The sequence below is a fragment of the Oleisolibacter albus genome (genome assembly GCF_003336875.1).
In the GTDB taxonomy this organism is placed as follows: domain Bacteria; phylum Pseudomonadota; class Alphaproteobacteria; order Azospirillales; family Azospirillaceae; genus Niveispirillum; species Niveispirillum album.
Genome location: NZ_QGNJ01000003.1, coordinates 324909 through 339135, shown reverse-complemented (window position 1 = coordinate 339135; position 14227 = coordinate 324909). Strand labels below are relative to the sequence as shown.

Sequence of the window (14227 nt, the reverse complement as noted above, 5' to 3'; positions counted from 1 at the left end):
AACCGATGGCGCGTGCGCTGTTGCAGTGCAGCTTCGTGGGGATTGCCATGCATCTGGACGGCCTGCGTCAACGCAGGTCTGTCGCAGGCAACAGATCGCTACGTTCGAGTGGGATCGGGAGAGGCTGTCTGCCGTCAGGTCGCTACCATGATTGATTACGCCTTGAAGGTATGGCGGCGCCCGCTGTTGGCATGTTTCTGCGACGTAGTTCGAAAAGGACGTTTGAGTTGGATATAGCGATATTATAGACTACGCGTAGTCGATAATATCGATGCGCTTAAATGAGTCGGAAAGCAGTCACAAACCGAACCGGAATCGCCTCCAAGAGCCGAGGGTTTGGTTTCTGGCGCCTCTCGGCTCTGACCATCAGATGAAAAACGAGAGGGCTGTTTACAGGGCCACCCTGTCACCCCCGCGAGAGTTGGCTATTATTTCGGCGCACACGCCAACCCCTGCGGCGACAGATCTGCTCACATTCCCTCTCCACAGAGACTGACGAGCGGCCGGGGGATCCAGACAGGCGCGATACCGCCCTGTCGCATCCACTCGCATCCAATGGGCGTTGATGCGCCGCCGTCCACGCAGATATAGGGACCGCTGACGGGGCAACGCTTCGATTGCCGCGCCCGTATTTATCAGACCCGGCCTGACGGGACGCTGATTTCATCCCTTACGGGCCGGTGCGCCCTTCAGCAAAGGGAACAGGCCGTGATGCAGCACCAGAACCAGGAGGAAGCCGATCATCAATCCGATCATTCCCGCGCCGGCCGCTCCCACAAGCCACTCGATAACAGCCGACAAATCAGGCAGCGCGTGTCCGGCGCTGGCCGCAACGGCATGCACCGCATGGGCCGGGCCGGCAAGGCCAAAGACCTCCAGACCATGCAGGATGATCCCGCCGCCGACCCACAGCATGGCCATGGTCCCGATCAGAGCCAAAAGGCGAAGGAAGACGGGCATGCCGTGAACCAATCCCCGACCAAGGGCCTTGGTCAATGGCTGCAAGGCCCGGTCCGCCCCGCGCGGGGCCAGACCGCGCCAGGAGCGCAGCCCCAGGAAACTGCTGGCGGGAGCGGGATTCTGCGCCAGCGACAAGCCAATATCGTCGGCCTTCACGATCAATGCCACGGCACCATAGACGGCCACGGTAATGCCGGCACCGACCAGGGCAAGGATCAAGGCCTGTCCCCAGAAGGAGGATGTCTCCGCCGCAACAGTCGACAGCGTGATGGCCATGATCTCGGCAGACAGGATCAGGTCGGTCTTGATCGCCCCGGCGACCTTTTCCTCTTCCAGTTGGCGCGCCGTGGCCGTCACTTCCGCGTCCGCCCCGGCATGTTCGTCCCCATGCCCACCGAACAGGGCCTCGTAGACCTTCTCGGCACCTTCGTAACAGAGGAAGCCGCCCCCCAACATCAGCAGCGGTGTGATCGCCCAGGGGGCCCATACGCTTAACACCAGCGCTACCGGCAGCAGGTAGAGCAGCTTGTTCTTCAACGACCCCAGAGCGATACGGCCGATGATCGGAAGTTCGCGTTCCGCGGTGAAGCCGACGACGTAGCGGGGGGTCACCGCGGCATCATCCACCACCACGCCAGCCGCTTTCACTCCTGCGCGTCCAGCCTGACCGGCGACATCATCCAGCGACGCGGCTGCGACCTTCGTCAGCCCCACCACATCATCCAGCAGTGCTATCAGTCCGGTACTCAAGCCGAAGACCTCCTGCGACACGGCCCGCTGTCCCGGACCGGGGTTGTTTCCGTGGCCCCACCGTAATGCGGTGGCTGAACTTTCTCCAGAAGGCACTGAGGCAGATGAGCCGAAGACAAAGCACAGGCTCCCGCTCCTGCCGTCATCCCCGCTGGCGCCTGAATTCAGTCAGGGCAACTCCGGCGCAAACATCACACCATACCCCAGCGTTTCGGTTTCTGCATTGCAGGCAGAGCCGCAGTCGATGGCATGGTAAAATGGCGAATGACAAGGAAAGAAACACCTAAGGACGAAACTGCCTCTTGATCGCACGCTCGTCTGACTATACATATCGTCTAATATTTTAAGTGGAGACCAAAATTGTCTGATCTCGTCGGCCTGACCGCCAAAATCATATCGGCGTATGTGTCCAACAATCCTGTGGAGCCGGCAGCCCTGCCAGATGCGATCCAGGCGGTCCATATCGCTCTTGCCAATCTCGGCAAGGAGCCGGAGCCGGTGGCTGAACCGCTGGTCCCGGCTGTGCCGATCAAAAAGTCGGTGACCCCCAGCCACATCATCTGCCTGGAAGATGGCAAGAAGCTGAAGATGCTGAAGCGGTATCTGAAGTCGACCTATGGCATGACCCCGGAGGAATACCGGGCGCGCTGGGGCCTGCCGAAGGATTACCCGATGACAGCGCCTGATTATGCCGAACAGCGGTCCACCCTGGCCAAGCAGATTGGCCTCGGCCGCAAGTCGCGGAGAGCCTGATGCCGGACCAGCAGGCGCGCGCTGACCGTGACGAGGCCGTGTCTCCCGCTTCCGCGCGGAGAGCGGCTGTGGATGCCCATATCGGCGCCCGTATGCGCCAGCGCCGCATGCTGCTGGGCATGAGCCAGGACAAGCTGGGTGAGGCCCTCGGCCTCACCTTCCAGCAGGTCCAGAAATACGAACGGGGCACCAATCGCCTCTGCGCCAGCCGCCTTTGGCAGGTCGGCCAGGTTCTCGGTGTCGCCCCGGATTGGTTCTTCGAGGGGCTGGACATCAACGGATTGTCTTCCGACGCAGACAGCGACTCCGCGGTCGGTCCCGCCTTCGAGGGCCGGCGCGAAACGTTGGAACTGGTGCGGGCCCTGGACCGCATCCAGTCCCCTACGGCGCTGGACGCCATGGAACACCTCATTCTTGCCGCCGCCGATCTCGATCCCTCCGGGCGGCCCGCCAAGGTTTGACAGTCCGCGACTCACGGCGCTGTGGGGTTTCGGCCCCAAACAGATTAGACTGCGCCGACTTCCCATGACCGATTGCGGGGGCGGCCCATGGCGGACACGCTGGTGCAGAATGGCGTCGCTCACACGCTTTTCCTGCTCCAGATTCTGTTGCTGCTTGGTCTTGCCAATGGCGCGCCGATCCTCGCCGCGAAATTCATGGGTGAAACCCTGGCCTATCCGGTCGATGGCGGCTGTCGCTTCGGCGATGGCCGTCGCCTGTTCGGGCCGGCCAAGACCGTGCGCGGGCTGGTGGCGGGAACGGCCGCCGCCGCAGGTGCCGCGCCGCTGCTGGGACTCGATGTCCTGACCGGCGCCCTGCTGGGCATCGGATCGCTGTGCGGCGATCTGGTCAGCAGCTTCATCAAGCGCCGTCTCGGCCTGCCGCCCCACGGGCGGGCACTGGGTCTGGACTATATACCGGAGGCCCTGCTGCCGCTGGCCCTGTTGCGCCCGGCCCTCGGGCTGAGTTGGATCGACGTTGGCCTGCTGGTCGTCGCCTTCGCCATCGTCGACTTTACCCTGTCGCGGCTGCTGTTCCGGATCAGGCTGCGCGACCGCCCTTACTGACGGCCACCGGTCCACCGCACCGCAACCGATGCAGGGTCACCTCCGGCGGACAGTTCAGGCGGATATCGACGATGCATGTCCCGGCACCGGGCGAGGTGTAGCCCTGCAGACCATGATAGCGCCAAGCCCCCCGGGCATAGGCCCGGGGGCTGTCGGCATCAGTCAGGATAGGAATGCCGCCTGGCAGGCAGATCTGGCCGCCATGGGTGTGGCCACACAGCATCAGGGCAAAACCGGCATGGGCAGCCCGGCGGTAGACCTCCGGCGTGTGCGACAGCAGAACCGAGACGGCATCGGATGGAATATCGTGGCCAGCCCGATGAAAATTCTCGGTCCGGTAATAATGGGCGTCATCGATACCGGCCAGATACAGAGAGGCGCCGTTCCGGTCCAATCGGACACTCTCGTTCATCAGCATGCGATAGCCCATGGCTTCCATAGGTGGCACCAGACGAATGGTGTCGTGATTGCCGAGGATGCCGTAAAGCGGGCCATGCAGTGCCGTCCGCAACCGCCCCAGTGCCTCGATCACCGCATCAAAAGGGCCGAAGGTCCTGGCCCGGTAATCACCGGTCAGGACGCAGGCATCGTAGCGCAAGTCCCGCACCCGCTCGACCAGCGCCGCGGTGAAGGTCGTATTGATGTCCAGATGCAGATCGGACAGGTGCAGCAGGGTGAAGCCGTCGAAGGCTGACGGCAGGCCCGGCAGGACCACATCCTGCTCCCGGAGCAGGATTCGCCGGGCGTTGCGCTGCCCAACGCTATGCAGGCCCGACAGACGCAGCGTCCCCCGGATGAGCCCATGCACGATCAGCAGGTTTTCCAGATGCAGGAAACGCCGGCCGCGCCGCAGCACCCAAGCCTCATGGTCCTGTTCCAAACCCAGGCGCTGGCGGAGATAGGTGGCACCAAGACGCGGCCGCAACGACTCCAGCACCGCCGTCTCGTCGGGCGTAAGCTGGAGGGGCATCGGGTGAGGAGCATGCATCGACAGACATGGACTCCATACGGAAGCCGCCGTGAAGGCGGGCGGGCACCTTAACGCAGACGACCGCATCCGACCAAGGACAACGGCGAGAAGGCAGGCCAAGGAAACATTGTGCGCCGCCTGCGACGGAATGACCACACACTCGGCATCCGGATGATCGAGGCGGGATATTCCCCCGAAAACGGCAGATCGCCTGCCTGCCATTGTCGCACACAGTGCAGGCATGTCGCTTCGCTGCGCGAAGGGAGCAGACCTGCCGCCTGTGCCACCTTGCCCATCCTGCCGTCTGCGTCCATAGTGCGGCCCCGGTTGCAGCCTGACATTGAGGCGGTAGATGTCACATGCTCAGCAGCAAGCGGCTCCCGTTCTGGAGCGTGTGGTGCATGTCCTCGAACTGAACGGGTTCAGTCGGGATGAAGCAATCCAGCGCATTGCCCTGGTCAGACGGCTGGGGGGCCATCCCGAGGAGATCCTGGGATTGGAGGAGGATGCGCAGGCGGCGAAGGCCTCCTGATCCGGCCGGATCAGGGGACGCTCCAGCTTTCGTTTGCCAGGGCCGGTCCAAGCAGGCCGCGCATAGTCCCACCGGTCCCGTCACCGGGCGGTGTTCTGCCGTGGCGCTGCCAGTCCGGTGAGCCGGCCTTTCCTCCTTCGCGCGGCGTCTTTGGCTTGATTGCAGTGGCACTGCTACCGTCTGCGCGCCGTTGGCCGGACGACTGTCACAGAAATTTCAACAAGACCCCTTGCCACGCCCACCGGATAGCGACGGTTGAGCGTCCGCTTCTCTGCTGGATGGGAGAAACGGTCCATGTCGCGCTGCTCCACACACAGACGACTGTTCGTTGCGCCGCGCCCGGGTCGGGTACTGGCCCTGATCGGGGCGCCTTTTCTGGCGCTGCTGCTGTCTACGACCGTGCTGGCCCAGGATGGTGCGCCGCAACGGATCGACTGGTGGCAACTGGCCATCGAGTTCATCGCCGGCCTGTCGCTGTTCCTCTACGGCGTTACCCAGCTGTCCGGCGCATTGCGCCAGATGGCCGGCGATCGCATGCGCCAAGTGCTGGAACTGTCGGCCCGCAACCGCGTGGTCGGCGTGGGCACGGGAACCCTGGCCACCTTCATCCTCGACAGTTCCTCGGTGACCATCATCATCCTGATCGCCATCGTCAATGCAGGGCTGTTGAGCTTCGCCCACGTCATCCCGGTCATCATGGGCAGCAACATCGGCACGACGCTGTCCAGCCAGATCTTCGCCCTGGATATCGACCAGTACGCGCCGCTGGCCCTTGCCATCGGCCTGCTCCTGGCCTTCCTGCCCCGCTCCGAGGTTTGGCGCCGCGCCGGCATGGTCATGTTCTCCATCGGGCTGATCTTTTTCGGCCTGCATGTCATCGGCAGCAGCGCGGAGCCGCTGGAGGGGCACCCCGGCCTGCTGCGCTGGGTCGAGCGGATGGAAACGCCCCTACTGGGCGCCGTGGCGGGGTGCGTCATGACACTGCTGATCCAGTCGAGCAGCGCCACCATGGGCATCATCATCACCCTGGCCAGCCAGGGGCTGATCACGCTGCCGGCCGGCGTCGCCATGATGCTGGGGGCGGAAATCGGCACCTGCAGCGACACGCTGGTCGCCACCATCGGCCGGTCCCGTGATGCGGTGCGCGCCGGACTGTTCCACCTGCTGTTCAACATCGCCACGGTGGCCCTGGGGCTGCTTTTCATCGAGCAGTTGACGGGCTGGGCCGCGGACACGGCGGGGAACGATGTGCCCCGCCAGATCGCCAACGCCCATGTCGCCTTCAATGTCGTGGGGGTGCTGCTGGTTCTGCCCTTCACCCGCGGCGTGACCCGGGCACTGCGATGGTTGATCCCTGATGCCCGGGCAAAGGGGCCGGTGGAGCAAGAAGCGGCACAGCCGGCCGAATGACGCCGACAGGCACGGCCCGGCGGGCATCCCCGCCGGGCCGCATCCACCGATCCGGCGTTTGCGCTTACAGCAGGAAGCCGTTATGGGCGTTGCCGCCCACATGCAGCGTGAAGGCGTCCTGGCCGATGGCGTGGCCGTCGGCATAGGCTGTGACCATCAGATGATGGTCGCCCTTGTCCCAGGCCTTCGGCGTGAAGCCCAAACTGCCGTCCTTGGTCAGCATCCAGCTCGGCAGGGCCTTCCCGTCCGCCATGCTGACCTTGTATGTGATGGCGTCGCCGTCGGCATCCTTGCCGGTAGGCAGGCGGAAGCTGAAATAGCTGCCCGGCCGCACCGCCAGATCCTTGATCACGTCACCGATGCCGGCGGGCTGTTCCGGAGCGGGAACCGGCGTCGGCGAAGGCGCCGGGGTGGGCACCGGCTGCGGTGCGGGGACGGGCGTCGGCACGGGCTTCGGGGCCGGTGCGGGAACGGGCTCCGCCGGGATCGGCTGCACATCGACCGGTGGCTTGGTCACAGGAATGGCGGAGTCCCCGAGATGGGTGGAGATGTTGTCCGCCGTCAGGCTGGAGGCCTGAACGCCCTTCAAGGTCGCCAGCGTCACCGGGGCGGACTTTCCGGCAGCGCCATCGCTGTCGATCAGCACCAGCGTATCGCTGCCCGACTGCTGCAGGCCGACATGGCCGCCGGCCATGGCGTCCCTGAACATAAGGCCGGCGCGCACCATCAGGGCTCCCAGTTCCAGCACGTCGCCGCCGGCACCGGCCTGGAAGTCGGTGATGACGTCGCCCCTCTCGTTCAGGTCATGGAACATGAAATGGTCGCGGCCGGCCCCGCCCGTCAGCACGTCGCTGCCGGCTCCGCCCCAGATCACATCGCCGCCGCCCTGGCCCGACAGGGTATCGTTGCCGGTGCCCCCCAGCAGGATGTCCAGCCGGTCGGTGCCGGTCAGGGTTTCGTCGGCTGCCCCGTTCTTCAGTTGGGTGACATTGTCCAGCTTCAGCGTGCTGCTGGCCTGGAGCTTGTAGTCCTTCACCGTCTCCAGCACGGCATTGCGGACCAGATTGTCCTGGGTGGCGCCGGCGGAATAGACGGTCTTGTCCCGGATGTCGCGGAAGGCGACATTGTCCAGCACCAGTTGCTTGCCGTCACCATCGCCATAGCGGAACAGCTGCACCGCGCGACCCAGGTCGCTGCCGCCGCTGTTGATCATCTTCACGTCGATGCCGCGTAATACGGCTCCCTGGCTGGGGCCGCCGAAGGCGAAGACGTGGTCATAGACGGTCTGCTTGGCCTCGGAATGGGTGGAATAGGCAGAGTTGGCATTGTCGAAGGTGACGGCGTTCCGCACCGTCATCCCGATATCGCCGCCATATTTCTGGATGCCGCCATTGGCCGGGTCGGACCCGGAATTGTTGTCGGTGACGTGCCGGGTGTTCTGGCCGTAGATGCCGTCGACCGTGGTCTGGAACGAATTGGCGGAGTGGACGCCATAGCCGTAATGGCCGTGGGCGATGTCGTCCTTCAGGTTGATGACGGCAATTTCCGTGACCTTGGCGCGGACGGCATTCTCCAGTTCCAGACCGGGGCCGCCGCCGTCGCGCAGCATGATCTTGTGGATGTCAGGCTCGACCAGCGACATGGTCCGCACCAGCGGCGAACCACTGACGCCATCGCCCTTGATGGTGCCGTTTTCCAGGGTGAACTGGCCGCCCTCATAGGCCGCGGCCCGGATGTTGGTCTTGTAATGGCTCTGCTCATGCAGCGGCGGCTCGCAGATCACCTTGTTGCCGTCGATGGCGACGATCTTGGTGGCCTGGCCGATACGCACCGGATTCTTCGAGGTATGGGTGCCGCCGGGCAGCTTGTCCTCGGCCCCGATCTTCAGCCAGTCCCCGACCTTCAGCCCTTCCGGCGCAGACTTGAAGGTCACGACGGTCTTGCCGTCCTGCAGGCCCAGGCTGCTGACGGCCTGGGTCTTTTCCAGCGCACCCTGGATGTTCAGGACGCTGCCGGCACCCTTCTGCTGCACCAGTGTGGAGCCGTTGAGGTCCAGGGTGATGGTCCGGCCCTGCAGGTCGAACTTCACGGAACGGTCGATGGTCAGCGTTTCGTTTTTCGGGAAGACAATACGAGTATTCGCACCAGCTCCATTGATCGCCGACAGAATATCGCTGGCCGCAGCCCCGGAACGAAGGTTGATCACATCGGTCATTTCGGCATCTCCGCTTGGTCGTCTTGATGCCGCAAAAGGTAGGACAAGCCCCCATTCCGTGGTTGTGACCGATGGCTTTACCGCATCCGAGTGGGTAGCGAAGCGTAAACCATGTTATTCAAATGGCTTTTCGTCTCCACGCCGCGACACTCAAGGCCTTTCGCGCTGGGACAATTCGCAGCCCATCCCGTCACACAGCTTAATTTACATTAACCTTTCCGATCGCATATAACAATCCGATATTATCCTTCTACATCTTGATTTCGATCCGGATTACTGCCCGGCTCCTGATGCGGATACTATCACCGGCGCCCGCCCGCCGATTTCCGCCATGATGCGACCGGCCGTCTCGACCGCCATCTGCCCCAGTACCGGCACGCGCTCATCGGTGATGCGCGCCTTGGGTCCGGCCAGCGACACGGCGCAGGCGGCGTCCCCATGCTCGTCGAACACGACGGCAGCGACACAGCGCAGGCCGATGGCATGTTCCTCATCGTCAATGGCATAGCCGCGTTGGCGGATCCGTCCCAGATCGGCCCGCAGGACATCCGGGCTGGTCAGGGTCAGCGGCGTCAACGCCGGCAGCAGCGACGGCAGCCTTTGCCATTGCGCCTCCGGCACGGCCGACAGCAGGGCCTTGCCGACACCGGAGCAATGCAGCGGGATGCGCCCACCCAGCCGGGCAAAGCTGCGCATCATCTCCCGGCATTCCACCTGCCCCACATAGACGGCGCTGCCCTGATCCTCGATGGCCAGATTGACCGTTTCGCCGCTGCGCTCCATCAGCGTGCGCATATGCGGCCGCGCCATCTGCACCACATGCCGGGTTTTCAGGAAGCCGCTGCCGGCGATGAAGGCCTGTACCCCCACCGACCACAGACGGGTTTCCGCGTCGAAGCGCACATAACGCTCCGCCTCCAGCGACGTCAGGATGCGGTGGGCGGTGGATCCGGCCAGCCCGGCCGCCCTGGCCACCTCGGTCAGGGACAGGCCGCTGTCCGACTGCGCCAGATGGTTGAGGATGGCAATGGCCCGGCCCAGCACCTGAACCGGATTCTGTGCTGCGCCCATCGCCACCTCCCCCTGCCAAGACCACCCCTGCCGGCGCCGCTGGACGTGGCCGTGGTGCAGCATCCTACCCCATCTTTCCACGATGCGGAAAGTATTCCACTGGAACTTGTGGGCAGTCCGGCGGGGCCTTATTCCTGTGGCAACCGTTGTCGCATGAGATCCAAGCCTGCCAGGGGGAGCGCGTACCATGTCCCAGACTGTCGATGTCCATGGCCTGAGGGTGGATGCCGGACTGCACCGCTTCGTGGAGAGCGAAGCCCTGCCCGGCACCGGGCTGGACCCGGCCACCTTCTGGACTGGGTTCGCTGCCCTGGCGACCGACCTGACGCCGACGAACCGTGCCCTGCTGGCCGAGCGCGACGCGTTGCAGGCCCACATCGATGCCTGGCATCAGGCCCGCCGCGGCCAGGATTTCGATCCCGCCGCCTACGAGTCCTTCCTGCGGGAGATCGGCTATCTCGTGCCGGAAGGCCCCGATTTCCACATCGGCACCACCAATGTGGACCCGGAGGTGGCCAGGGTGGCCGGACCGCAGCTGGTGGTCCCGGTCACGAACACCCGCTTCGCCCTCAATGCCGCCAATGCCCGCTGGGGCAGCCTCTATGACGCGCTTTACGGCACGGATGCGCTCGGCATCGTGGGCGACCCGTCCGTCAAGGGCTACGACCCCGTGCGCGGGGCTGCCGTCATCGCCAAGGGGCGGGAGATCCTGGATCAGGCCGCCCCCCTGTCCGGCGGTTCCTACGCCGATGTCACCGGCTTCCGCGTCAACAACGGCACGCTGGTGGTGATGCTCGCCTCCGGGTCGGAGGTGGGGCTGACTGATCCCGACAAGTTCGCCGGCTATCGCGGCGAACCCGCGGCGCCGACGGCCATCCTGCTGCGGAACCATGGTCTGCATCTGGAGATCGTGATCGACCGCAGCCACCGAATCGGCAAGGATGACGCCGCCGGAATCGCCGATGTCGTCGTGGAATCGGCCCTGACCACGATCATGGACTGTGAGGACAGCATCGCCGCCGTCGATGCCGACGACAAGATCACGGTCTACCGCAACTGGCTGGGCCTGATGCGGGGTACGCTCACCGCCAGCTTCGAGAAAGGCGGGCGCACGCTGCAGCGGGCCCTCAACCCCGACCGGGACTATACGGCGCCGCACGGCCAGACGCTGACGCTGCCCGGCCGCAGCCTGATGTTCATCCGCAATGTCGGCCATCTGATGACCACCGACGCGGTGCGGCTGCCCGACGGCTCGGAGCTTCCGGAGGGCATTCTCGACGGCGTCGTCACCGCGCTGATCGCCGTCCACGACCTCAAGGGCACCGGCACGTACCGTAACAGCCGCGCCGGCTCCGTCTATATCGTCAAGCCGAAGATGCACGGACCGGAGGAGGTCGCCTTCGCCAACACCCTGTTCGACCGGGTGGAGGATCTGCTGGGGCTGGCCCGCAACACGCTGAAAATCGGCATCATGGACGAGGAGCGGCGCACCACCGTCAACCTCAAGGAATGCATCCGCGTGGCCAAGGACCGGGTCTGCTTCATCAACACCGGCTTCCTCGACCGTACCGGCGACGAGATGCACACCTCCATGCAGGCCGGCCCGATGATCCGCAAGGGCGACATGAAGGCCGCCGCCTGGATCGGCGCCTATGAGAATCAGAATGTGGATATCGGTCTCGCCACCGGCTTCCGCGGCAAGGCGCAGATCGGCAAGGGCATGTGGGCCATGCCGGACAAGATGGCCGACATGCTGAAGGCCAAGATCGGCCATCCCATGGCGGGCGCCAACACAGCCTGGGTGCCCTCGCCCACCGCCGCCACGCTGCACGCGCTGCATTATCATCAGGTGGACGTGGCCGCACGCCAGACCGAGCTGTCCACCCGCCAGCGTGCGCCGCTGCGCGACATCCTCACCATCCCCGTGGCCCGTGGCATCAACTGGTCGGCCGAGGAGATCCGGCAGGAGTTGGAGAACAATGCCCAGGGCATCCTGGGTTATGTGGTGCGCTGGGTCGATCAGGGCGTCGGTTGCTCGAAGGTGCCCGACATCCACAATGTCGGACTGATGGAGGATCGGGCCACCCTGCGCATCTCCAGCCAGCACATCGCCAACTGGCTGCTGCACGGGATCTGCACGCGTGAGCAGGTGTTGGAGGTGATGCAGCGCATGGCCGCCGTGGTGGACAAGCAGAATGCCGACGACCCGCTCTACCGCCCCATGGCGCCGGACTTCCAGGCCAGCGTCGCCTTCCAGGCCGCCTGCGATCTGGTGTTCAAGGGTGTCGAGCAGCCCAGCGGCTATACGGAGCCGCTGCTCCATATGCATCGCCGCCGCCTGAAGGCCCAGGACAAGGCCATGACTCGCACGGACGCGTCACCGGTGTGATACCGGACAAAGCGCGGGGCTGCCGGGTGCCGGTATCCCGACAGCCCCGCTTCGCCGCTCAGGCCCGCAGGTCCTGGTAGTCCGGGTGGCGTTGGATCCAGAGGGCGGCATAGCTGCACACCGGATCGACCTTGACCCCGTCGATCCGGGCCTGGTCCATGACCCCTTGCATCAGCCGGCCGGCGGCACCGCTGCCACGCAGGGCGGGCGGCGCCTCCACATGCAGGATCGACAGGACCGTACCGCTGCGGCGGTAGCGGGCGAAGGCCACATGGCCGTCCACCTCCAACTCGTAGCGGCTGTCGGCTTCGTTGTTGCGGATATCCGTGCTCATGCCGTCCCTCATTTCGGCTCCCCGGATTTGGGGGCCACGGACCGATCATCGCCGCTGCCGTCCGGCGGTGGCAAGACCGGCATGGTGTTGGGGCCGGGGTCCGGCGGTGTCCGCTGCATGCCCGGCCCCTCCTCGGGGTTGGGGGGCACCAGAACCCCATCGGAACGGGCCAACCGTTCGCTGAGACTGTCACCGGGAGCCGGGGCACTGGCCTCCGGCCGGGTCGGATCGACGATGGGCGGGCCGGTGGGCGGCACCGGTTGCGGTTCCCCGGGCTGGGGCTGATCGGGTGCCGGTTGATGCAGGCCCGGTGACGTCCAGGGCGCGTCCTTGGGGGCCGCGGGCGACGCTGTCGATGGCCTCTCCTGGGCAAAGGCGGCACTGCCGCCCTGCAGCAAGAACGCCAGGATCAGCGCCGCTCCGCCGCAGCCGGCGGATGCTGTGCCGGAAATCGATGTCATGGCCGTCACTCCACAAAGGGGGACATGCCCTCTGCAACAGACGGGGATGCTCCCCGTCCCGGCCCGCCCTCGTCAGGGTATCAGCGCCGCCTGCCGGTCCTGCCCCAGCAGCGACAGGGCCTGGGCCAGCTGCACGTCCGTGGTCGGATCGGGCGTGGCCCCCCAGCCGACCGGGGCAGCGTCCGGCTCCCCGATGACGATGTCGGGCGCGATCCCGGCCTCGTGCACGGGATGACCCAGCGGCGTGTAATAGCGCGCCGTGGTCAGCTTGAGGGCGCCACCGCCGCTGATGGACCGGGTGGTCTGGATGACCCCCTTGCCATAGGTGCGCCCGCCCACCAGCTTGGCCCGGCCATTGTCCTGCAGCGCACCGGCCAGGATCTCCGCGGCGGATGCCGTGCGGCTGTTGACCAGCAGCACCAGCGGCAGCCCGCCGCTGTCATCACCGGACTGGGCCTCCACCTGCTCATCACCGCCATCGCGGGAGCGGGTGGACATGATGCGCCCCCGCTCCAGAAAGGCGTCGGCGACGCGGATGGCGCTGTCCACCAGCCCGCCCGGATTGTCGCGCAGATCGATGACGATGCCCCGCAGCGTCCGCTGTCGCCGCAACGCCCGCAGCGCATCGCCCAGCCCCGGAACAGTCTGCCGGTCGAACTTGGCGATGCGGATATATCCTATCCCGGACAGCAGGGTCGAGCGCACGGACGGAACGGTCACGGCCCGACGCTCCAGCACCAGCACGCGCCGGGCTTCGCCCGCCTCGACTGTCAGGCGCAGCCGCGTGCCGTCCTCACCGCGGATCAGGGCGCGCACCGCATCCAGGTCCAGCCCGGCCAGCGGCTTGCCGTCCACTTCCAGCATCCGGTCGCCCAGCGTCAAGCCGGCCTGCTCCGCCGGCGTGCCCGGAAACACCTCGGTCACCCGCACTGCCCCCTCGCGCAGGGCATAGCGGATGCCGATACCCACCAGGGTCCCCTGGTTGTCGGCCTGCATGTCCTTGTACTGCCCCTCGGACAGGTAACGGGACCAGCGGTCGCGCCCGGCCATGGCCTGCACCGCGATCTCGGCCAGTTCGCGGTTGCTCATGGGATCGACGTAATGATCACGGACCTCGCGCAGGGTGCGCAGGAACAGCATCACCGCCTCGTCCTCGCCATCGCGGCTGGCGGGAGCGGCAGCCGGGGGCGCCGTGCCCATGCTGGCTTGCGGCTGCGGCGCCGGATCGGCGGACCAGGCCGGCAAGGCCCCCACCGCCAGGGCCAGGATGGAAGCTGTCAGCAGGAAGCGCCGGAAGATCATGGTCTCTGCCCCA

13 protein-coding genes are annotated in these 14227 nt (G+C 65.6%); 6 read left to right on the top strand and 7 right to left on the bottom strand.

Going from position 1 to position 14227, the window contains the following annotated elements:
* Window positions 1-663: 663 nt before the first annotated feature.
* Complete coding sequence (locus DK368_RS06355) at window positions 664-1710, bottom strand: DUF808 domain-containing protein (protein WP_114393137.1); 1047 nt, start codon at window positions 1708-1710, stop codon at window positions 664-666.
* A 360-nt stretch (window positions 1711-2070) separates the two neighbouring features.
* Between DK368_RS06355 and DK368_RS06350 the strand changes: the two genes are divergently transcribed.
* The 3 genes from DK368_RS06350 to DK368_RS06340 all read left to right on the top strand — a co-directional run bounded on the left by DK368_RS06350 (window position 2071) and on the right by DK368_RS06340 (window position 3530).
* On the top strand, window positions 2071-2463 hold the full coding sequence (locus tag DK368_RS06350; protein WP_114393082.1) for a Ros/MucR family transcriptional regulator: 393 nt from the start codon (window positions 2071-2073) through the stop codon (window positions 2461-2463).
* Complete coding sequence (locus DK368_RS06345) at window positions 2463-2924, top strand: helix-turn-helix domain-containing protein (protein WP_193552257.1); 462 nt, start codon at window positions 2463-2465, stop codon at window positions 2922-2924. Before DK368_RS06350 ends, DK368_RS06345 begins: the two co-directional genes overlap by 1 nt.
* An 87-nt stretch (window positions 2925-3011) precedes the next feature.
* Complete coding sequence (locus DK368_RS06340; protein WP_114393081.1) at window positions 3012-3530, top strand: CDP-archaeol synthase; 519 nt, start codon at window positions 3012-3014, stop codon at window positions 3528-3530.
* Here DK368_RS06340 and DK368_RS06335 read toward each other — a convergent pair.
* Window positions 3505-4500, bottom strand: coding sequence for a metallophosphoesterase (locus DK368_RS06335; protein ID WP_114393080.1), 996 nt, complete (start codon window positions 4498-4500; stop codon window positions 3505-3507). The two genes, DK368_RS06340 and DK368_RS06335, sit on opposite strands and share 26 nt — an antisense overlap.
* Window positions 4501-4852: 352 nt before the next feature.
* On the opposite strand from DK368_RS06335, the gene DK368_RS21285 reads away from it, so the two are divergent.
* Window positions 4853-5032: a hypothetical protein gene (locus tag DK368_RS21285; protein WP_155524495.1), complete on the top strand. Its 180-nt coding sequence runs from the start codon at window positions 4853-4855 to the stop codon at window positions 5030-5032.
* Between the two features lie 294 nt (window positions 5033-5326).
* On the top strand, window positions 5327-6442 hold the full coding sequence (locus tag DK368_RS06330; protein WP_114393079.1) for a Na/Pi cotransporter family protein: 1116 nt from the start codon (window positions 5327-5329) through the stop codon (window positions 6440-6442).
* Window positions 6443-6506: 64 nt separating this feature from the next.
* Here the strand turns inward: DK368_RS06330 and DK368_RS06325 are convergent, their stop codons facing one another.
* Together DK368_RS06325 and DK368_RS06320 are read right to left on the bottom strand one after the other, a co-directional pair.
* Window positions 6507-8657 carry a type I secretion C-terminal target domain-containing protein gene (locus DK368_RS06325; protein WP_114393078.1) on the bottom strand — a complete coding sequence of 717 codons (2151 nt, stop codon included), beginning with the start codon at window positions 8655-8657 and terminating at the stop codon, window positions 6507-6509.
* A gap of 273 nt (window positions 8658-8930) precedes the next feature.
* Window positions 8931-9728: an IclR family transcriptional regulator domain-containing protein gene (locus DK368_RS06320; protein ID WP_162305907.1), complete on the bottom strand. Its 798-nt coding sequence runs from the start codon at window positions 9726-9728 to the stop codon at window positions 8931-8933.
* A gap of 187 nt (window positions 9729-9915) precedes the next feature.
* Here DK368_RS06320 and DK368_RS06315 point away from each other — a divergent pair, with 187 nt between their 5' ends.
* Window positions 9916-12117 carry a malate synthase G gene (locus DK368_RS06315; protein ID WP_114393076.1) on the top strand — a complete coding sequence of 734 codons (2202 nt, stop codon included), beginning with the start codon at window positions 9916-9918 and terminating at the stop codon, window positions 12115-12117.
* 58 nt (window positions 12118-12175) lie between these two features.
* Here DK368_RS06315 and DK368_RS06310 read toward each other — a convergent pair whose 3' ends face one another.
* From DK368_RS06310 to DK368_RS06300, 3 genes are all read right to left on the bottom strand, one after another.
* Window positions 12176-12451 carry a GNAT family N-acetyltransferase gene (locus DK368_RS06310; protein WP_114393075.1) on the bottom strand — a complete coding sequence of 92 codons (276 nt, stop codon included), beginning with the start codon at window positions 12449-12451 and terminating at the stop codon, window positions 12176-12178.
* 8 nt (window positions 12452-12459) lie between these two features.
* Window positions 12460-12912 carry a hypothetical protein gene (locus tag DK368_RS21280; protein WP_155524494.1) on the bottom strand — a complete coding sequence of 151 codons (453 nt, stop codon included), beginning with the start codon at window positions 12910-12912 and terminating at the stop codon, window positions 12460-12462.
* A gap of 72 nt (window positions 12913-12984) precedes the next feature.
* Window positions 12985-14214 carry a S41 family peptidase gene (locus DK368_RS06300; RefSeq protein WP_114393073.1) on the bottom strand — a complete coding sequence of 410 codons (1230 nt, stop codon included), beginning with the start codon at window positions 14212-14214 and terminating at the stop codon, window positions 12985-12987.
* Window positions 14215-14227: the final 13 nt, after the last annotated feature.